Raw genomic sequence first — 17,772 nt, 5'->3', positions numbered from 1 at the left:
CGGTGTTGCGAGCCCTCCAGGGCTGATCACGGACCAGACGCCCTCGCGTGCCGACCGGGAGCAGGTGAACACGTTGCGAGCCCTCCAGGGCTGATCACGGACCCGGCTGACCGAGCGGTTGGAACAGGGCCGGTACGAGTTGCGAGCCCTCCAGGGCTGATCACGGACCCGATGGTAAAGCCGCAAGTCAGAGCAGGTTTCGTGTGCGGTACTCAAGCCAATTTTGCAGCGACTCGTCGGTAGTGCATTCATGCAGGTCAAAGTGCTATGGAGCAGCAAGTACGGTGGGTAGGGCACAAAGCCTGTCCAATGTAGCGGTGTCCGCGGCCAGTTCGCCTGGCCGCGGACGCCGGTCTGGAAAGGGTCGATTGGAGACACGAGCCTCGACGACAGACGATCACAGCGGCTTAGGTTCGTCGTGAGTCGCTGCACCGTGCCCTATCCGTGCCCTTCAGAGCGGTCAGCACCGGTCAACAGCGGTGCGATGAGGTCTTCGCGGGGGCGTCGTCGGGTAGTCATTTAGGCAGGTCAGTGGCGGTTTGAGGGCTGGAAGGCCGGTGATTCCCAAGCTCAGAGCGCGAGTTCGATTCTCGTCGCCCGCTCCACGACGTACCCCCAGGTCAGTGACCTGGGGGTACGTCGTTCCCGACTGAGAGGTGCATACTCAGGCCGCGTGCGGGGTGAAGGTGACGCGGGAGTCTTCCGCCTCCAGGGCCACGTTCAGCGAGCCGTTCAGGGCCTTGGCCAGGCGACGCAGCAGCGGAAGCGTGGGTACGGTGTCACCTCCCTCGATTCGGGAGATCTGCGGCTGGGTCATGCCCGCACGCTCGGCCAGTTCGGCCTGAGAGAGTCCCATCTCCATGCGGCGGTCATAGATGGCTTGCCCGAGGTCGCCGGCCAGACGGGCGTCGACGTAGTCCTGGTCGTACTCAACGGCCTCACCGAGAAGCTGCCTCGTACGACGCGTATTCCACTGGCTATGGTTCATCACGCCTCCCTTGTGCGGTCGTAGATGTGCTGCGCCGGGCCATGCTCGGTCTCGCAGACCTTCTGGGCTTGGTGGGCTCGTTCGATTTCGGCTGCTTCACGCATCCTGGTCTTGCGGAAGACCGTCAGCAGAACGATCCGCCTGTCTGGGGTGAGCCAGTACGGAATGCGAACAGCGTCCCCGTCGAGGGTCATCCGCAGTTCACGTAGCTTGCCTCCCAGGTGCCGTGAGTACGGTTCGCCGAGCGTCGTGGGCTCGGCAAGGAGACGGTCCGCCTTGTCCTCGACGCGACGGTACAGGCGGAGCGGAAGCAGCTCCAGCCAATCCCGCACTTCGGGTTCGACCTCGATCGCGTACCCCTCATCCATGCATTCAACGATATATACAATCGAATACATACGGCAAGCTCATCGATGGGGCCAGCCGCCGAGACAAGGCCGGCGTCGACCTAGACCAGCTGTCCCCCGCCGCGAGCGCGGATCCCAAGGCGCGGCCTCGTTCGAGCCCGCGCTAGGTCATCACAATCCTGCCGACATCGACCTTCCCGCCCTGGGATGACTCTCTGCGATGGTGTTCCTCGGTCGCGCTTCTCCCGGGAGGCGTGCCCCATCCGTGCCCTTCAGAGCGGGCAGCACCGGTCAACAGGGGTGTGATCAGGGCTTCGCGGGGGCGTCGGCGGGTAGCCGTTTAAGCAGGTCAGGGGCGGTTTGGGCGTTGGAGAGCCGGTGATTCCCAAGCTCAGAGCGCGAGTTCGATTCTCGTCGCCCGCTCCACCCAAACCCCCAGGTCAGGGACGTTGCCCCGACCCGGGCTCTTGTGCTGTCCGGTCCGTTTCGGGCCCCGCGCACCATAACCGGGCCAGGTGGTCAGGCGACGGTGAACTCGGCATCGCCGAAGTCCGCGACCACGCGCAGCCGCCCGCCGAGCGCCTCCACATACGAGCGGAGGGTTGCCAGTTCGGTGCGGTCGGTGTCACCGTGCTCGATCGCGGACACGCGCGGGGCTGAGACCCCCATGGCCTCGGCGACCGCACGCTGGGTCAGCGCCTGCTCGCGCCGGATCTCCGCGAGCCGGTACGCCCGCACCTCGGCCACCAGCCGGTCCATCGCCGCACGCTTCTCCTCCGAAGACCGGACCGGCAGTCCGGCAGCCGCACGACGCTCACGCGCTCGGCGCTTCGTCTCTTCCCAGCCCACCGTGCTCATTCGTACTCCCTGTCCTCAAGAACGGCTACGTGCTCCCTGTACCGCTTCTCCGCAAGCGGAACATTGGCCTCGTACCATCCCCGCCAGTTGCCGGCCTTGTCACCCGCCACCAGCAGAACCGCCCGGCGGACGGGATCGAACGCGAACAGGATGCGGATCTCGCTGCTCCCGGACGAGCCCGGTCTCAGCTCCTTCAAGTGATGGTTCCCGGCACCCTTGATCCGGTCCACCAAGGGCCGCCCCAGAGTCGGCCCCGTCTCGGCGAGAAGATCGATAGCGTCCTCTACCTGCTCAGCGCTCTCCCAGTCCTCCTCGGCAAGCTCCTCGAACCATGCCGCGACCTCCGCGACGAGTACCACTTCCCATTGAGCCACGGCCAGCATATTAATGCAAGTGTTAAGCCCCTCTGCTTCCCTGTGCTCGCGGAGCGGCCCCGGACATCGCACACAGGCGTGCCCTACCCGTGCCCTTCAAAGCGGGCAGCACTGGTCAACAGCGGCGTGATCAGGGCCTCACGGAGTGCCAACAGACAGGCATTTCCGCAGGTCAGGGTCGGTTTCGGCGCTGGAGAGCCGGTGATTCCCAAGCTCAGAGCGCGAGTTCGATTTTCGTGCCCGCTCCACACGCGAAAAGGCCCAGGCCAGGGACATGAGCCCCAACCCGGGGCCTTTTGTGCTGTCCGGGCCGTTTCAAGCCCCGCGCACCATAGCCGCGCGAGACGGTCAGGCGACGGTGAACTCGGTGTCGCCGAAGTCCGCGACCACGCGCAGCCGCCCGCCGAGCGCTTCCACGTACGGGCGGAGGGTTGCCAGTTCGGTGCGGTCGGTGTCACCGTGCTCGATCGCGGACACACGCGGGGCTGAGACCCCATGGCCTCGGCGACCGCGCGCTGGGTCAGCGCCTGCTCACCCCGGATCTCCGCGAGCCGGTACGCCCGCACCTCCGCCACCAGCCGGTCCATCGCCGCACGCTCTCCTCCGAGGACCGGACAGGCAGAGGCTTCCCTCCCCGTTCAGACGGGGAGGTCGTCCGGGAGGAGACGGAATGCCTTGTGGTGGCCCAGGGGACGTACCGCGCGGAAGTCGCGGCGGTCCAGGGCCAGGAGCGCATCGGTGTCGTAGTCCGCGGCGAGGGTGACGTTGACGGCGTCGGCCAGATCGAGATCAAGGGCGGCGTAGCGGGCACGAAGTGACTGGGCCGCGGCCAGGTGCTGCTCGGTCACCTCGGGAACCGCGGCCCGGCCCCGGGCCATCCAACGCCGGATGTCGTCGACAGCGCTCACCGCCGCCGCGCGGCCCAGTTCACGGGTGGCGACATGGTCCAGCTCAGCCAGCAGGAGAGGCGACATCACCAGCAGGCCGGCGGCCATGAGGGCCTCACCGGCCGCCGCGTGTTCAGGATGGGTGGAGTCCAGGGCAGCGAGCAGGCCCGAGGTGTCGGCGATGACGATGATCACGCGGCGGTCCCGGACTCCGTCTCCCGCTGGGCGGCCTCGGCGACAGCCTCCCTCACCTCATCCCGGCCGAGAGTACGGTCGGACCCTCCGAACGTCCGGGAGAAGAAGGGCTCGTCCCAGACCCGGTTCGCCATGGCGGCCAGATGAATGCCCTGACGGATGATCTCGGCCTCGCTGACACCACGACGCCGGGCCGCTTCCTTGATGATCGCCAGATCCTCCGGATCGGCGTAGACGTTGGTGCGCTTGAGAGACATGTACCTATTGTAGTACACGTGGTCGCCACCACACCGCCAGGACGCCGCGATGCCCGGGCCGCCACTCACCCAAGGCAGCGCAGTGCCGGCGTGCCGCATCCGTGCGCTTCAGAGCGGGCAGCACCGGTCGACAGCGGTGCGATCAGGGCTTGGCGGTGGCGTCGGCGGGTAGCCGTTCACACAGGTCAGAGGCAGTTTGGGTGCTGGAGGACCGGGGATTCCCCAAGCTCAGAGCGCGAGTTCGATTTTCGTCGCCCGCTCCACACGCGAAAAGGCCCAGGCCAGGGGCATGAGCCCCAACCCGGGCCTTTGTCTTGTCCAGACCAATTAAGCCCACGCGCACCAGACGTCCCGCCGGATCGCTTCCCGGCCGCCTTCTCTCGCTCCCCCTGAACCCGGGCGTGCAGCGCGTCGGCGATCTCCCGCGACGCACATCCGTGGCCCATGTGCCAACCCGGGGCTTCGTCTCCCCGGGGCGCGCGCCGACCGGAGGTCGGGATCGTAGGCCGCCAGGTACACCCCAGCGGCCGCAAGCGCGTCCACCTGGGGCCGTGGGACCACCGGCCGTTCCGGAACCGATTCCCGCCCCCCCGAATGGGGCCGGCCCCGATCTGGTTCCCGGCAGCGTAGTTGTCCGCCTCACGCCGTGTCTCGATGGCGTGCGGCGCCGGTCGCTCCATCCCGTCCGTCCTGAGGTGCCGAGCCTGGTTGCGGCCGGACGGCAGTTTCCGGATTTCCGGTGGAGAAGCCGGCCGTGATCAGCCCTGGAGGGCTCGCAACACTCCGGCTCGCATCAAGGGTGGCGCATATTGCAGTATGCTTGCACTCATGGCCAGTACCACACGGATCACCGTGACGCTGCCCACCGAGCAGGTGGCGGAGCTGAAGAAGCTGACCGACAACATTTCCGGATATGTGGCAGAGGCGGTAGCCCGGCAGATCCGGCACCAGTTGCTCGGGGAGGATTTGCACCGCCACCAGGAGCAGCATGGCGCCTTCACCGACGAGGAACTGGCCGAGGCACACGAACGGATCTTCGGGCACGAGGAGGGTGCCGGGGAGCCGGAAGCGGCATGAAGCAGATCGAGACGGTCGTGCTGGACTCCCAGGGACTCTCGGCCTGGGTGGTCCAGGACCGCAAGACGCTGGCGCTGTTCCAGGTTTTCCATGAGATGGGTGCCGACCTGGTGATCAGCGCCAACACGATCGTGGAGGCCAGTCACGGCCGGGTGAACATGCCCCGGCTGCGCTGGGCGCTGTCCCGGCTGAAGATCGAACCGGTCACCGACCAGGCCGCGAAGGCGGCGGCGGAGCTGGTGAAAGCCGCCGGGCTGCATGGTCACAAGTACGCCATCGACGCCACCGTCGCCGAGGCGGCACTGCGCCAGCCCGGTCCCGTTGCCATGCTGACCTCCGATATCGACGACATGCGCAGACTCTGCGGCGACCGCATCCGCCTCATCGCCGTCTGACACCGCAGACTGCCCCCGTGCCCCGTCCGTGCCCTTCACCGCGGTCAGCAGCAGACAACAACGGTGACAAGAACACTCGGCCGTGCGGCCCCGGCCGCGCGTCAGCACAGGTCAGCGCGGTTTCTGGTCGTGGCGGACCGGTGATTCCCAAGCTCGGAGCGCGAGTTTCGATTCTCGTCGCCCGCTCCACCCCGAACCCCCAGGTCAGCGACCCGGGGGTTTTGCGTGTGCCGTGGCCCCTCCGGCTCACCGCATCCCCAGCTCCCGGGCGATGCCGACAAGCCGCGGGCTTGGATCGGGGCTCATGGTGATCAGGTCGGCGATGAGCTGCTTGACATCCGCCTTTGCCCGGAACATCTCCGGCAGCAGGCCACGGGCTTTCTCCAGCGCCGCGACCGCCTCCCCGATCTGCCTGCGCTGCGCGTGGCCCTTGGCGAGATCGATGTGGAAGCGTGCCTGCCGTTCAGGTGACAGGCCCGAGGGGTCCACGGTCTGGGCGGCTCGCAGCGCCACCCCGGCGTCCCCGAGATCCACCGCGATCCCTACCTCGTGCAGGGCGACGTTCACCGGGCCGAACTCGGTGTTGTAGTCGTTGCGGCCCTCTCCGATCTGCTCGGCCATCTCCTTGGCCTGCCGGAGATAGCCGTACGCCGCCTCGGCCTGGTTCAGCCGGCCCGCCGCCACCGCTCGCTGCAGGGTCAGCGCGCCGCGCATCGCCACGGCCGCCGACTCTCCCCGCTCGGCCAGGGGAGCCAGCGCATCGGCCGCACTGCCGGAGACCCGAGCCGCCTGGTGGTAGTGACGTGCGCCCATGAAGACGATGGACAGCCGGAACGCTCCGGCCGCCATCAGCAGCGGATCGCCCGCCCGCTCGGCCGCGACCACGGCGCGGTCCACCGCGATCCAGGCCGCTTCCGGCTCGCCCATGTTCGCCAGCGCCGCGCCGCAGGTGTGGTACATCGCCGCCAGCAGCCGGAACAGCTCCGCCCGTTCGTCCTCGCCCTCGGCCCGCGTCGCCGACTCCAGCCGGGGCACCAGCCCTTCCAGCAGCTCGGCGAGTTCCGCGTAGGCGCCCTCGTGCGTCAGCGCCCACGCCCTGTTCACGTCGGCCCCCAGCGCTGCCACGTCCACCGGTTCGGGACGACCCAGGATCGCCCTCAACGAGTGGACGGCGCTGAGCACCATCCGCAACCGGCTCGCACCGGGCGGCTTCTCGTCCGCTACCGATGCCACGATCGGCGCCTCAGCGGCCAGTTCGGCAATCGGCACGTCCAGGACTTCGGCGACCTTCTCCAGCACCGTCATCCGGTCGATGCGCCGTACTCCGCGCTCCACCTGAGACACCCAGGCTTCGGACCGGTCCAGCAGACCGGCGAACTCCTTCTGCGACAGGCCCCGCCGTTTGCGATTGAAGGCGATCTTCCGGCCCAACGCCTTCTCATACTCAGTGCTCAACGTCCACACCCTTGCCGCCGACCAGGTCGAGCCAGTCCACCTCGACGCCGGAAAGGTACTGCTCGCGCTCAGCCAGGAAGTGCCGCACGTGCTCCATGGACTCGTGGGCCTCGAAGGCGGCCCGGTCGCGGTACAGCTCGTAGAAGATCCGCTCCAGCGGACGGCCGTCAACACGGTGCACGGTGTAGATCACCGTGCCGGGTTCACTCGCACGGATCTTCTCACCCGTCCGCGCCACCAGCTCGTCGAACGCAGCCGCAGCGGCAGCGTCCTTGCAGGTGAAGCGCACCATCAGACCGAACATTCGGGGTCCTCTCTCTGGGGCTGTCCTCGGTCGCACCGCTCCCGTCCCGAACGCTATGCGCCCACGCGCCCGCACAAAAAGTGCGATCTCGCACTTGCAGTACATCAACGGCGATCACCACAGCCGGAGCATCACCGCCGAGCTGCGCCCCACCGCACGCGGAGCCCGCCCGGGCTGACCGCCCAGCCTCTCCCGCCCCTCGAACTGCGCATGGGGTTCTGGGGCGAAGCCATCGCCTGCTTCCCCCAGGAGCCCCGCACCTTCTGGCTCGGCTCTCACCCGGCCGCGACACCACGGCTCGCGCTCCGCCGGCTGCTCACCCGCGCCGAGCACATCAGCCGTCAACTCGACCCACCGGCCAGCCGGCCCTTACGCCACTGGCTCACCGACGCCCAGGCCCACGAACACGCCTTGGCCGCCCTCACCGCAGGCCGGATGTTCACCCACACCGTCCCGGACGACGCCTTGCGCTACATGCTCTCCGCCCGTCCGGCCACCCCGACCCGACTCCCCAGGCAGGTTCCGTGACCAGCACCCATCCCGAGCCCTTCGAACTCGACTCCGACACCGCCGAGTCCTACCGCCATGAAATCACCGGAGCGCTGAACAGCGTCGTTCGCGCCTGCGCCGATATCGCCCGCGACCACAGCCACCGCGGCTTCTGGACCCCCACCGGAACCGACAACCCCACCCCCGATCACCATCTGCTCATCGAACTCGCCCGGACAACGGTGCTCAACAAGCTACGCATGGTCCTCAAGTGCGCCGACACCATCGCCCACAGCATCGAACTCGACGAACACCGCCGCCGAGCCCGCCACGAACGCATCCAGTCCCGACGACAAGGCGAGTAACAACCTTCTCCACGACATCAAGGCGCCCGGCTCCCCGCCGGGCCGTGCCTGCCAGCAGCCGGCCGCCCGGCCACCGTCAGAACGAAGCGCCGTCGGTCGTGGCCGGGGGCCGGCTCCGCGGCTTCACGCACCTCTCCGGACCGGGACCCGCGTCGGGAAAGCCCAGGGGGCCGTCCCGCCCGCGAGATCGGGCAGGGCGGGAGCCCTGCCCGATCTCGCGGGCGGGACGGCCCTCGGGCTGGTGAGCGTTGCTCGACTCCGCGCTCCGTCGCCGTATGAGTCCTGACGTCGTCGCGTGGTGTGGCGGGCTCGGCCTTCGGCCGAGCCCGCCACGTCGGCTCCATGCCGGAGCCGGAGCCGTGTCACGCCGTCAGCGCCGCAGGGTCAGCAGGCCCGGACGGTAGGGGAGGAGGCCGTAGTCGCCGCCGGAGTCGGGGCTGCGTCCCTGGTAGAGAAGCTGCAGATTGCAGGGGTCGACGGTCATGGTCTGATCGGCGCTGGTGCGGAGCAGTTCGCCGTGGCTGATGTCGTTGGTCCAGGTGGCACCGCTGTTGGCCTTGCCGGCGAAGGGATTGCTCTCGGTCGCGGCCTGGGGTGTCCATGAGCCGTTCAGGCTGGTGGCTGTGAACGAGCGGAAGTAGCGGCCCTGCGAGCCGATCGCCTCGACGATCATGAGGTAGCGGTTCTGGCCCTGCAGCTTGTAGACCTGCGGGGCTTCGAACAGGTTGTTCGTCGTATCGCTCATGATCACTGTCGAGGTCGTGCCGAAGCTGCCCGGGAAGTTCCCGATCGGCATACTGGCCCGGTAGATCCTGCCGTTGTCACCGGCGAAGAACAGGTACATGTGCGTGTCGTCGGCTATGAGCGTCTGGTCGATGGGTCCGGTCGAGGAGTTGGAGATGCTTCCGGAGAAGAGCTCCTGCTCGGCCGACCAGCCGTTCGGGTTGGTGGGGTCGCTCGATGTCCGGTAGGAGAAGGCGGTTCTGCCCCACTGGTAGGCGAGCACCCAGATGTTCTTCGGCGCGAAGTAGAAGAGCGTGGGCGCGACGGTGGAAGCCGACATCGCGTTCTGGTTGGCCGAGGCCATCTGCGACCAGTCGCTGAACGGGCTGAAGTTCATCGAACCCCAGCGCGTCCCCGTGTCGTGGGTCGTCGCATAGACGAGGTGCCGGCCGTTGTAGGGCGCGACGGTGAAGTCCTTGAGCGAGACCCACCCCGCCCTGGGCTGCGCCAGCGCGCCCGTTGATGTCCAGCGGTAGGTCGAGGGAAGAGCGCACGGGCCGCCGGGGTCGCTGTCGCCGACCTTGACGAGCTGCCACTGCTGGTTGGCGCCGCCCCAGTCGTCGTACTGGACGATGTTCGCATTGTCGGCGGTGGAGGCGCCTTGCACTTCGAGGGCCTTGTTGCTGTGGCGCGAAATCAGCCTTACGTGGCCGTCCGAGCTGTCGGCCAGCCGCCACTGCTGGTTGGCCCCGTTGTGGTCGGCCCACTGGACGATCGAGCCGCCGTTCGCGGTGGACCAGTTGTAGACGTCCAGGACCTTGCCGGAGTGGCGGGACTTGAGGCGGTAGTAGCCGCCGCCGGAGTCGACGAACTGCCACTGCTGCTGGTACTGATCGTTCCTGGTCCACTGGGTGATGCGGGCGCCGTCGTTGGTTGCCAGGTTGTAGACGTCCAGGGCCTTGCCGCTGTTGCGGTTGACCAGCACATACCAGGCGTTGGTGTCGACGGTCGCCGCGCCGGCGGGCTGGGCACCGAGGAAGGTGGCCACGAGCAGCAAGGGCGCAAGGACGGCGAGCAGGCGTCTCAGGCGGAGCCGGGACGGACGGCGAAACAACATCGCAGGCCTCCCTTTCTGGGGTGGGGGGTGAGGTGACCCCGATGAACTACGGAACGGCCGCCCGGGGGTCAGGGACGGAAAAGGTGCGAAGGCGGCCGTATGCGGAGGAGTTGAGCGCTGGGCGCTCAAGCCGGAGCACTTCGCCGCGGTCCGGGACGAGAGAGCTCCCCGGCTTTCAAGCCGCCCCAGCTGACGGCAGGTTGTGACGGCTGCCGCCAGGGGGCCGGCACGCCGGCGGCTCCACCGGGCGACCGGGGGTGTTGGCCATGGAGACCTCCGGGTGGGAGACGGTGGTGACCGAAAAACTTGCGAAACTTCATGGACTCCTTGACGCGAAAAGCTAGGAACGTGGGCCCTCCCGGTCAAGGCCGGTCGCCGATCTGTCCGTAAACAGCGCCTCTCCTTCGGGCTTGAGCGAGCACGTCCGGCCCCGGCCGGTACTCGACCTCACCCGGCCGGCCGGAACCCGGACTCTGTCGCCTCAGGCCCGCACGAGCTCGCCGACGTGCAGGTTCGCCCCTTTCGTCGGGCCCGGTCCTACGGCATCCGCCGACGGCGGCGCTGGGGGCCCGGCAGTCCCCGTCCGACTCGCCGGGCTCCAGAATGTTTCGGGCAAGTCTCGGAAATTTTTTCGCGAGGGGTTGACGATCCACCGTCAAACCCGCAATCTCTCCGTCTGAGAAGCCGGTCACGGTTCGATATTTCGAACCGTGTGCCCCGAGCAATCTGTGCTGCGCGGCAGAACCGCGCACCACGGCACCCGCACCACCCCGTTTCCGATCCGGTGAGGTCCGCACCAGCGCAGCCTGGCTCTTCGCACAGGCGGAGAGGTACGTGGCGCCGCGTGGCGGGCCCCCGGCCGAGCCGCGATGGAGTCCCCCCATGCCTGTGTCGAAACCCCGCCACCGCCCCGCGTCCGGTACGCGCGGGCGTGGTCGTCCGCTACGGGCCGGCGCCGGCGTCGCTCACCGTCCCCGCCGAATCCGCTGCCCTGCGCGCGCCCGTGGTGTCCGGTGATCCCGTCATGCCCGGATTCCGGCCCGCCTCGTCCGCCTGCCGCGTGGGAGCGGACAACGCCTTCCGCCGCGCTTCAGTCCTTCCGTGATGTCTACCCTGGAGGCACAGTCATGGGCTCGTATGCCATATCCCCACCCGCCGTCCGCCGGAGGTTCCGCGGTCTGCTGATAGCCCTGATCATCGGCGTCCTCGGGATGGCCGGGGCACTGGTCGCGCCGCCGAGAGCACACGCCGCCGAGAGCACCCTCGGCGCCGCGGCGGCGCAGAGCGGTCGTTACTTCGGCGTCGCCATCGCCGCGGGCAGGATGAACGACTCGACGTACATATCGATCGCGAACCGCGAGTTCAACTCGGTGACGGCCGAGAACGAGATGAAGATCGACGCCCTCCAACCCCAGCGGGGCCAGTTCAACTTCACCGCCGGGGACCGCATCTACAACTGGGCGGTGCAGAACGGCAAGCAGGTGCGCGGCCACACCCTGGCCTGGCACTCCCAGCAGCCCGGCTGGATGCAGAGCCTCAGCGGCGGCGCGCTGCGCCAGGCGATGATCGACCACATCAACGGCGTGATGGGCCACTACAGGGGCAAGATCGCCGAGTGGGACGTCGTGAACGAGGCCTTCGCCGACGGCGGTTCGGGAGCCCGGCGCGATTCCAACCTGCAGCGCACCGGCAACGACTGGATCGAGGTCGCCTTCCGCACCGCGCGCGCCGCCGACCCGGCCGCCAAGCTCTGCTACAACGACTACAACGTCGAGAACTGGAACTCGGCCAAAACCCAGGCCATGTACGCCATGGTCCGGGACTTCAAGCAGCGCGGCGTGCCGATCGACTGCGTCGGCTTCCAGGCGCACTTCAACGAGGGCAATCCCTACAACAGCAACTTCCGCACCACCCTGCAGAGTTTCGCCGCCCTCGGCGTCGACGTGTCCGTCACCGAACTCGACATCCAGGGCGCCTCGCCCACGACCTACGCCAACGTGATCAACGACTGCCTGGCAGTCGCGCGCTGCCTCGGCATCACCGTCTGGGGTGTGCGCGACAGCGACTCCTGGCGATCGCACCACACGCCGCTGCTGTTCAACGGCGACGGCAGCAAGAAGCCCGCCTACAACGCCGTCCTCGACGCACTCAACGGCGGCTCCTCCGAGCCGCCCCCTTCGGACTCCGGGCAGATCAGGGGCGTCGGTTCGGGCCGGTGCCTGGACGTGCCGGAGGCTAGCACCACCGACGGCACCCAGGTCCAGCTGTGGGACTGCCACGGCGGCACCAACCAGCAGTGGACGTACACCGACGCCGGCGAGCTCAGGGTCTACGGCAACAAGTGCCTGGACGCCGGCGGCACCGGCAACGGCACCAGAGTCCAGATCTACAGCTGCTGGGGCGGCGACAACCAGAAGTGGCGCGTGAACTCCGACGGCTCCATCGTCGGCGTCCAGTCCGGCCTCTGCCTCGACGCCACCGGAGCCGGCACCGCCAACGGCACCCTGCTCCAGCTCTACACCTGCTGGAACGGCAGCAACCAGCGCTGGACCCTCACCTGAGGGGGCCTGCCGCAGACAAGGGAGTGAACCGGCGAAGACCTACGGTGCGGCTCTCTCCCACCCGCCCACGCAGTCCCCGACGGTAGTCCCCGTACACCCGCCGTGCCGGCGGCAGCCCTCGCGACCGGCCTGCTCACCTCGGTGATCACCGCGCCCGCTCAGGGGCCGCCGGCGCCGGCCGGGGCCGCGGCGGTGGACACAGGCGCCTGGTACGTCCTGATCAACCGCAGCAGCGGCAAGGCGGTGGAGGTGCAGGGCGCCTCCACCGCCGACGGCGGCAGCGTCGTCCAGTACACCGACTGGGGCGGCGCCGGTCACCAACGGCAGATGACCAAGCTGTCGTCCGCCGGCGAGGGCAGATGCACCCGCGCTGGCCACGGTCGCCGACACCCGGTGAGTGTCCTCAAACCGCGCCCAGCCGCCAGCGCTCCCCCGAGACGCCAGTCCACACTCTGTGCGTGTATGTGCAGTTGGTCGCCCTTGGACCTGAACTCCAGCGGGACCTGTCCGTTCGCACGCCACCGGATGCGCCGGGGTGCGCGTACGATGCCGCCCTCGTTGGCCGGGGTACTGTCGAAGACGGTGAACACGAGCGTCATCGTCATCAGGGGCAGCAACAGCCACCATGCCCACCACCACACGATCCTCCCCTTGAAGCCGACCGCTTCGGGGCCACCGGGCTGACGCACGATCCAGCGGGTGCGCAGCCTCCTGCCGCGGAGCGCCTTCTCCCGCACGAGCGTGCCGATGACGTCGCCGTGGGCTCCAACCACCTGAAACCTCGCGACGCCCCGGCCGGCCGACAGGGTCGCCACGGTGGCCACCCTCTCCCGGCGTTGATCGTCGGCCCACAGAACGAAGGAACGAGCCCCGCTGCGGCGAGCCTTGAGACCCGTCAGACGACCCCCCGCCGGGTGTTCGGCGCCGGCGACACCGGTCACCTTGGCTCGCTCTGCCCGCATGCCCGCGAAGGGGCGTCAGGGAAGTGGGGAGCATCGCGGGATGCGGCAAAGGGCGGTTCCCGTGCCGCCGTGCATGGATACCATGCCGGCATCGGCCACCCGTTCCCTGCCCCCGCCACTTTTCTGGTGGCCCGGACCGGGCGCCCGGCCCTCCGGACACGACCGGGCACGTTCGTGTCCATCCAGCAGCAGGCTGCGGCGGTTCTTCCCGCCCCGGCTGCGGCACAGCGGTGGTTCCGGCCCGGTCCACCTGCACGCCGACAGCCTCGACCTCGTCATGGACGTCGGCGGCGTCCCGGTGCGCCATCGCGACCCCGACGAGGACCATGTGCTCATCCAGTGCGTGCACGGCCCGGCCTCCGGTGGCGCGTCGTTTCTGGTGGAGGCCTACCGCTTTGTGGACGACTGCCGGGCGGCGGACCCGGAGCTGTGGGAATTCCTCACCGGCGCGGACGTCGACCTGTACGGCGCCTGGGCGCCGCAGTTGCGCGGCCTGCCCGCGGCTCCCCGCGTCGCCCGGCATGTGGAGTACACCCGCACCGGGCGGCGCATCGTCCGCCGCGCCGACGGCGTTGTACCGCTGCACCGCGACCCCGCCGCGCCGCAGGTCCTGGCCATGCTCGACCGCCTGGCGAAGACGGTGCGAACCCTGGAGGACGGCCTGCCGCGCTTCACCCCGGCCGAGGGCGGCATCCTGCTGCTGGACAACTACCGTTGCCGGCACGGCCGCGACGCCCACACCGGAGAACGGGCCGTACGCATCCTCACCCTCCGCACCTCCGACGCCCGCTGAGACCCCGCCGCGAGCTCCGGGATGAGTATCACCGGAGCACTCCGCGGCCCTTCCCGGCACCCTGCGCATCACGAGAACCACCCGGGCTTTCGCGTGCAGACGCCCGCCGAGCGCGCCCGGGCGGGCTGTGGGCTGGGGGCAGCGGTAACGCAATGTTGATCACCGGTCGCCGCCGCTGTGCTTCCATCGCGATGCACGCCGAACGGTTACCTCGGCGCCTTCGGGCCCGTCGTGATCGTGACGGAATTCGCGCGAGGAAGGTAACGGCATGACCGGATCAGGTCTGCACGATGCACTGGCAGGGGCCTTCGAACAGCAGCGTGAGCGCCTGGTGGCGGTCGCCTACCGGATGCTCGGGTCGCGGGTGGACGCCGAGGACGCGGTGCAGGAGGCGTGGATCCGGCTGTCGCGGCAGGACGCGGCCGCGATCGACAACCTGGCCGGCTGGCTGACCACCGTGGTCGGCCGGGTCTGCATGGATGCGCTGCGCTCGCGCAGGACGCGGCCCGAACTGTCGTACGAGGACCGGCTGCCCGAGCTGGTGGTGAGCGTGGACGGTGGGGTGGCACCCGAAGACGAGGCGATGCTCTCCGAATCGGTCGGGCTGGCACTGCTGGTGATACTCGACACCCTCACGCCCACGGAGCGACTGGCGTTCGTACTGCATGACATGTTCGCGGTGCCCTTCGCCGAGATCGGCGAGATCATCGGCCGGTCCACCGACGCGGCCAAGATGCTCGCCAGCCGGGCCCGCCGCAAGGTGCAGGGCACACCGCTGCCGGAGGAGGAGCCGCAGCGGCAGCGCGCAGTGGTCGACGCGTTTCTGGCCGCGGCGCGGAACGGGGACTTCGAAGGGCTCGTACGGCTGCTCGATCCGCAGGTGACCTGGCGCACGTTCCACCCGCGGGGCGTGATGACCACGGTCGGGGCGGCCGAGGTGGCAGCTCCGGTCCTGCGCGGAGCCCGGGCGATGACCTCGGTGCTCCCGGTCCTGGTCAACGGCGAGCCCGGGTTCGTGGCCTGGGGTGCGAACGGCAAGGTGCTCGGCGTGGTGGCGTGCACCGTGGTCGACGGCCGGATCGTCGAGCTCCTGACCGTGAGCGACCGCAAGCGCCTCGACACCATGGGGCTGCCCGCGCGACCCGGTAGCGCACGTTGAGACGTCGAGCGCATGGGGTTGTTACGTCGTGGCGGGGCGCTTCGTCGTAGTGGTGCAAGCGTCCGAAGACGAAGGAGACCGAGATGGAACCCCGGATCAACCCCATGGTCAACGAGGTCGGGTCGAAGTGGGCCAAGTACATCATCTCGTCGAACAAGGTCATCACCGACTCGGCGCTGCCGAAGGCGGTGCAGGAGCTGGTGAAGATCCGCGCCAGCCAGATCAATGGCTGCGGGGGCTGCCTCGACATGCACACCAAGGACGCCGCAGCCGCCGGCGAGAGCGCGGTGCGGATCAACTTGGTCGGGGCGTGGCGGGCGGCGACCGTCTACACCGAGGCGGAGCGGGCGGCACTGGAACTCACCGAGCAGGGCACCCGCCTCGCCGACTCCAGCGGCGTCACCGATGAGGCGTGGGCGGACGCGGCGAAGCACTACGACGAGGACCAGCTCATGGCCCTGGTGGCCCTGATCTGCGTGATCAACGCCGTCACCCGGCTGAACGTGATCACCCGGACGCCCGGCGGCGAGTACCAGCCCGGACAGTTCGGCTGACGCTGAGATGCACCCTCAGGCTCACTGGCGGAACCGGGCCCCCGGGTCCGCCGGCCACCGCCACCCCCGGAAACTTCGCCAAGGAGAGGACTCATGAACCTCGCGCTGTGGATCGCCGCCGGCCTGCTGACCGCCGTCTTCCTGTTCTCCGGCTTCGGGAAGTTGTTCATCCCTCGGGAGAAGATGGCCACGATGGGCGACGCCGCGCGCTGGGTCCTCGACTTCAAGCCCAGCACCCTCAAGGTCATCGGAGCACTGGAGATCCTCGGTGCCGTGGGCCTGATCCTGCCTGCCTTGGTCGGCATCGCGCCGATACTCGTACCACTGGCGGCCGCCGGCCTGGCGCTGATCATGACCGGTGCCTTGATCATGCGGATCCGCCGTGGCGAGACCAAAACCGCGCTGGGGGACGGGGCCTACCTTGCCCTTACCGCCTTCGTGGCGATCGGCCGCTTCGCACTGAAACCCTTCACCGGCTGACCGGCCCGTCGCCCGGGCGGGATACGGGCCGCGATCCGCATTGCCCGAAGCCCAGAGGGTGCCGAAAGAGGCTGCTCGGGGAGGTCGCCGGTGGCCGGCGCCTTGCGTGGCGGGCCTCCTGCCACGGGGAGGCCGCGCACCGGCGGCGGTCCTCAGGCCCGGGCCGCGCGGTGCTCAGCAGGCCGGGGTCGCGGCTTCGTCGCCGCGGAAGGACGGGTAGTCGGTGTAGCCGGTCTCGCCGCCGGTGTAGAAGGTGGCGGGGTCGGCGTCGGCCAGGGGGAGATTCTCCCGGTAGCGGCGGACCAGGTCGGGGTTGGCCAGGAAGGGCACGCCGAAGGCGATGAGGTCCGCGCCGCCGCCGCGCAGCGCCGCCCGGGCCCGGGCGAGGTCGTAGCCGTTGTTGGCGATGTACACGCCGTCGAAGCCCGCCCGCAGGGCGCGGTAGTCGAAGGTGCCGGTCTTGGTGGTCATGTCGCCTTCGAGGATGTGCGCGTAGGCGAGTCCGCGCGGGCTCAGGCGGCGGAGGATCGCGCCGGGTCTCGCGGACGAACGGCCGGCCTTCCTGCGGTGACCGCTTCCGCCCCCGGTCCGGCCGTGACCGGCGGGGGCGCGTGCACCGTCACAGGCGGTGGTGCACCCACACTCCGGGTTCGACATAGACCGCGTAGTCGTGTTCGACGCTGCAGTGGACCGGCACCAGCGCGCCGGGCACCACCACCGGTCCCGACTCGTCGAACGGCAGGCCGGTCCAGGCACGCCACTCCGCCGGCGTGCCGGGGATGACCATCGCGCGTGTGCAGGTGGCGACGATCCGGCCGCCGGCCCGGACATGGACGCGCAGCCAGGGATCCTGCGGCAGACCGTCCTCCCGGACCAGCCCCGCGTACTCCTCGATGGGCAGGTCCGGAACCAGATGCTTGTGGTTCGGCCGCACCGGGGCGATCAGATGCCCGAAGCCCAGGCGGCGGGCGTTGTCGCGCATCGCCGCCAGCATCCTGCCGGACAGGCCGGTGCCCTGCAGATGGGTGGGAACGGTGATCTCCAGGGCCGAGACGATATTCGGCCGCCGGCCGGTCTGGCGATCGCGCGCCGAGCGCCAGATCGCCCCGTCCCAGCCGTCGGCGGGGAGTTCGCCGAGCGCCGGGTCGCCGTCCCAGGCGAACGGGACGCAGAACGCCCGGGCGATTGCCTGGTCCGGCTCGTCCGCGTCATAGGCGATCAGCCCGTACTCCGGATGAGCCGTCCGGACATCGCTGTAATACAGCATGGCCATCGGATCCTCGTTCATAAACGCGGGCCATGGCTCGGTCTCCGCGTCCGCAAAGGAGGACTTCAGCTCGGGCCGTTCGGCGACCGTCACGATGCGCACATCCATGGCCCGGACTGTAGGCGGGCCTGCCTGGACCGGCATCCGATTATTCCGCCCCCGGCA

General features: G+C 69.1%; 23 protein-coding genes. 9 read left to right on the top strand and 14 right to left on the bottom strand.

Annotation, left to right across the window (positions count from 1 at the left end; all coding sequences use genetic code 11):
* Nucleotides 1-664: 664 nt before the first annotated feature.
* From BM242_RS26665 to BM242_RS31270, 8 genes are all read right to left on the bottom strand, one after another.
* Nucleotides 665-988: a helix-turn-helix domain-containing protein gene (locus BM242_RS26665; protein WP_093841508.1), complete on the bottom strand. Its 324-nt coding sequence runs from the start codon at nt 986-988 to the stop codon at nt 665-667.
* Nucleotides 988-1,356: a type II toxin-antitoxin system RelE/ParE family toxin gene (locus BM242_RS26660; RefSeq protein WP_093841530.1), complete on the bottom strand. Its 369-nt coding sequence runs from the start codon at nt 1,354-1,356 to the stop codon at nt 988-990. The genes BM242_RS26665 and BM242_RS26660 overlap by 1 nt, the downstream gene beginning before the upstream one ends.
* A gap of 498 nt (nt 1,357-1,854) precedes the next feature.
* Complete coding sequence (locus tag BM242_RS26655; protein WP_093841507.1) at nt 1,855-2,193, bottom strand: XRE family transcriptional regulator; 339 nt, start codon at nt 2,191-2,193, stop codon at nt 1,855-1,857.
* Nucleotides 2,190-2,576 (bottom strand): type II toxin-antitoxin system RelE/ParE family toxin, encoded by a 387-nt coding sequence (locus tag BM242_RS26650; RefSeq protein WP_093841506.1) that lies wholly within the window; start codon nt 2,574-2,576, stop codon nt 2,190-2,192. Before BM242_RS26650 ends, BM242_RS26655 begins: the two co-directional genes overlap by 4 nt.
* A gap of 339 nt (nt 2,577-2,915) precedes the next feature.
* On the bottom strand, nt 2,916-3,044 hold the full coding sequence (locus BM242_RS30990; RefSeq protein WP_281254722.1) for a hypothetical protein: 129 nt from the start codon (nt 3,042-3,044) through the stop codon (nt 2,916-2,918).
* A gap of 161 nt (nt 3,045-3,205) precedes the next feature.
* Nucleotides 3,206-3,649 carry a PIN domain-containing protein gene (locus BM242_RS26640; protein ID WP_093841505.1) on the bottom strand — a complete coding sequence of 148 codons (444 nt, stop codon included), beginning with the start codon at nt 3,647-3,649 and terminating at the stop codon, nt 3,206-3,208.
* Nucleotides 3,646-3,906, bottom strand: coding sequence for a ribbon-helix-helix domain-containing protein (locus tag BM242_RS26635; RefSeq protein ID WP_093841529.1), 261 nt, complete (start codon nt 3,904-3,906; stop codon nt 3,646-3,648). The genes BM242_RS26640 and BM242_RS26635 overlap by 4 nt, the downstream gene beginning before the upstream one ends.
* Nucleotides 3,907-4,091: 185 nt before the next feature.
* A complete protein-coding gene (locus tag BM242_RS31270) occupies nt 4,092-4,631 on the bottom strand; it encodes a hypothetical protein (RefSeq protein WP_483883348.1) in 540 nt (179 codons plus the stop codon).
* Between the two features lie 103 nt (nt 4,632-4,734).
* On the opposite strand from BM242_RS31270, the gene BM242_RS26630 reads away from it, so the two are divergent.
* Nucleotides 4,735-4,983: a type II toxin-antitoxin system CcdA family antitoxin gene (locus BM242_RS26630; RefSeq protein ID WP_093841504.1), complete on the top strand. Its 249-nt coding sequence runs from the start codon at nt 4,735-4,737 to the stop codon at nt 4,981-4,983.
* Nucleotides 4,980-5,378, top strand: coding sequence for a PIN domain-containing protein (locus BM242_RS26625; protein WP_093841503.1), 399 nt, complete (start codon nt 4,980-4,982; stop codon nt 5,376-5,378). The genes BM242_RS26630 and BM242_RS26625 overlap by 4 nt, the downstream gene beginning before the upstream one ends.
* 246 nt (nt 5,379-5,624) lie before the next feature.
* On the opposite strand, the gene BM242_RS26620 is transcribed toward BM242_RS26625, so the two are convergent.
* Together BM242_RS26620 and BM242_RS26615 are read right to left on the bottom strand one after the other, a co-directional pair.
* A complete protein-coding gene (locus tag BM242_RS26620; protein WP_245834548.1) occupies nt 5,625-6,842 on the bottom strand; it encodes a helix-turn-helix domain-containing protein in 1,218 nt (405 codons plus the stop codon).
* Nucleotides 6,823-7,137 (bottom strand): putative quinol monooxygenase, encoded by a 315-nt coding sequence (locus BM242_RS26615; protein WP_093841501.1) that lies wholly within the window; start codon nt 7,135-7,137, stop codon nt 6,823-6,825. The genes BM242_RS26620 and BM242_RS26615 overlap by 20 nt, the downstream gene beginning before the upstream one ends.
* A 210-nt stretch (nt 7,138-7,347) precedes the next feature.
* On the opposite strand from BM242_RS26615, the gene BM242_RS26610 reads away from it, so the two are divergent.
* The gene (locus tag BM242_RS26610) at nt 7,348-7,665 is read left to right on the top strand and encodes a hypothetical protein (protein WP_093841500.1); all 318 of its coding nucleotides are present in this window, start codon (nt 7,348-7,350) and stop codon (nt 7,663-7,665) included.
* Nucleotides 7,662-7,991, top strand: coding sequence for a hypothetical protein (locus BM242_RS26605; RefSeq protein ID WP_093841499.1), 330 nt, complete (start codon nt 7,662-7,664; stop codon nt 7,989-7,991). The genes BM242_RS26610 and BM242_RS26605 overlap by 4 nt, the downstream gene beginning before the upstream one ends.
* A gap of 370 nt (nt 7,992-8,361) precedes the next feature.
* Here BM242_RS26605 and BM242_RS26600 read toward each other — a convergent pair whose 3' ends face one another.
* Nucleotides 8,362-9,831: a non-reducing end alpha-L-arabinofuranosidase family hydrolase gene (locus tag BM242_RS26600; RefSeq protein ID WP_093841498.1), complete on the bottom strand. Its 1,470-nt coding sequence runs from the start codon at nt 9,829-9,831 to the stop codon at nt 8,362-8,364.
* A gap of 1,127 nt (nt 9,832-10,958) precedes the next feature.
* On the opposite strand from BM242_RS26600, the gene BM242_RS26595 reads away from it, so the two are divergent.
* Nucleotides 10,959-12,392, top strand: coding sequence for an endo-1,4-beta-xylanase (locus tag BM242_RS26595; RefSeq protein ID WP_093841497.1), 1,434 nt, complete (start codon nt 10,959-10,961; stop codon nt 12,390-12,392).
* Between the two features lie 314 nt (nt 12,393-12,706).
* Here the strand turns inward: BM242_RS26595 and BM242_RS26590 are convergent, their stop codons facing one another.
* Entirely contained in the window at nt 12,707-13,207 is a 501-nt protein-coding gene (locus tag BM242_RS26590; protein ID WP_175541590.1) for a hypothetical protein, read from the bottom strand.
* 424 nt (nt 13,208-13,631) lie between these two features.
* Here BM242_RS26590 and BM242_RS26585 point away from each other — a divergent pair, with 424 nt between their 5' ends.
* The 4 genes from BM242_RS26585 to BM242_RS26570 all read left to right on the top strand — a co-directional run bounded on the left by BM242_RS26585 (nt 13,632) and on the right by BM242_RS26570 (nt 16,340).
* Nucleotides 13,632-14,147: a TauD/TfdA family dioxygenase gene (locus BM242_RS26585; protein WP_245834547.1), complete on the top strand. Its 516-nt coding sequence runs from the start codon at nt 13,632-13,634 to the stop codon at nt 14,145-14,147.
* A 268-nt stretch (nt 14,148-14,415) separates the two neighbouring features.
* On the top strand, nt 14,416-15,306 hold the full coding sequence (locus BM242_RS26580; RefSeq protein WP_093841495.1) for a sigma-70 family RNA polymerase sigma factor: 891 nt from the start codon (nt 14,416-14,418) through the stop codon (nt 15,304-15,306).
* Nucleotides 15,307-15,389: 83 nt separating this feature from the next.
* Nucleotides 15,390-15,860 carry a carboxymuconolactone decarboxylase family protein gene (locus BM242_RS26575; protein ID WP_093841494.1) on the top strand — a complete coding sequence of 157 codons (471 nt, stop codon included), beginning with the start codon at nt 15,390-15,392 and terminating at the stop codon, nt 15,858-15,860.
* Nucleotides 15,861-15,953: 93 nt separating this feature from the next.
* Nucleotides 15,954-16,340 carry a DoxX family protein gene (locus BM242_RS26570; protein ID WP_093841493.1) on the top strand — a complete coding sequence of 129 codons (387 nt, stop codon included), beginning with the start codon at nt 15,954-15,956 and terminating at the stop codon, nt 16,338-16,340.
* Between the two features lie 174 nt (nt 16,341-16,514).
* Here the strand turns inward: BM242_RS26570 and BM242_RS30660 are convergent, their stop codons facing one another.
* Both BM242_RS30660 and BM242_RS26560 read right to left on the bottom strand, forming a co-directional pair.
* Nucleotides 16,515-16,811: a hypothetical protein gene (locus tag BM242_RS30660; RefSeq protein ID WP_245834546.1), complete on the bottom strand. Its 297-nt coding sequence runs from the start codon at nt 16,809-16,811 to the stop codon at nt 16,515-16,517.
* 148 nt (nt 16,812-16,959) lie between these two features.
* The gene (locus BM242_RS26560) at nt 16,960-17,715 is read right to left on the bottom strand and encodes an N-acetyltransferase (RefSeq protein ID WP_093841492.1); all 756 of its coding nucleotides are present in this window, start codon (nt 17,713-17,715) and stop codon (nt 16,960-16,962) included.
* Nucleotides 17,716-17,772 lie beyond the last annotated feature (57 nt).

Origin of the sequence: Streptomyces aidingensis (assembly GCF_900112355.1) — a bacterium.
In the GTDB taxonomy this organism is placed as follows: Bacteria; Actinomycetota; Actinomycetes; order Streptomycetales; family Streptomycetaceae; genus Streptomyces; species Streptomyces aidingensis.
Note: the sequence above shows the minus strand (reverse complement) of the source record. Positions and strands in the feature narration are given on the sequence as shown.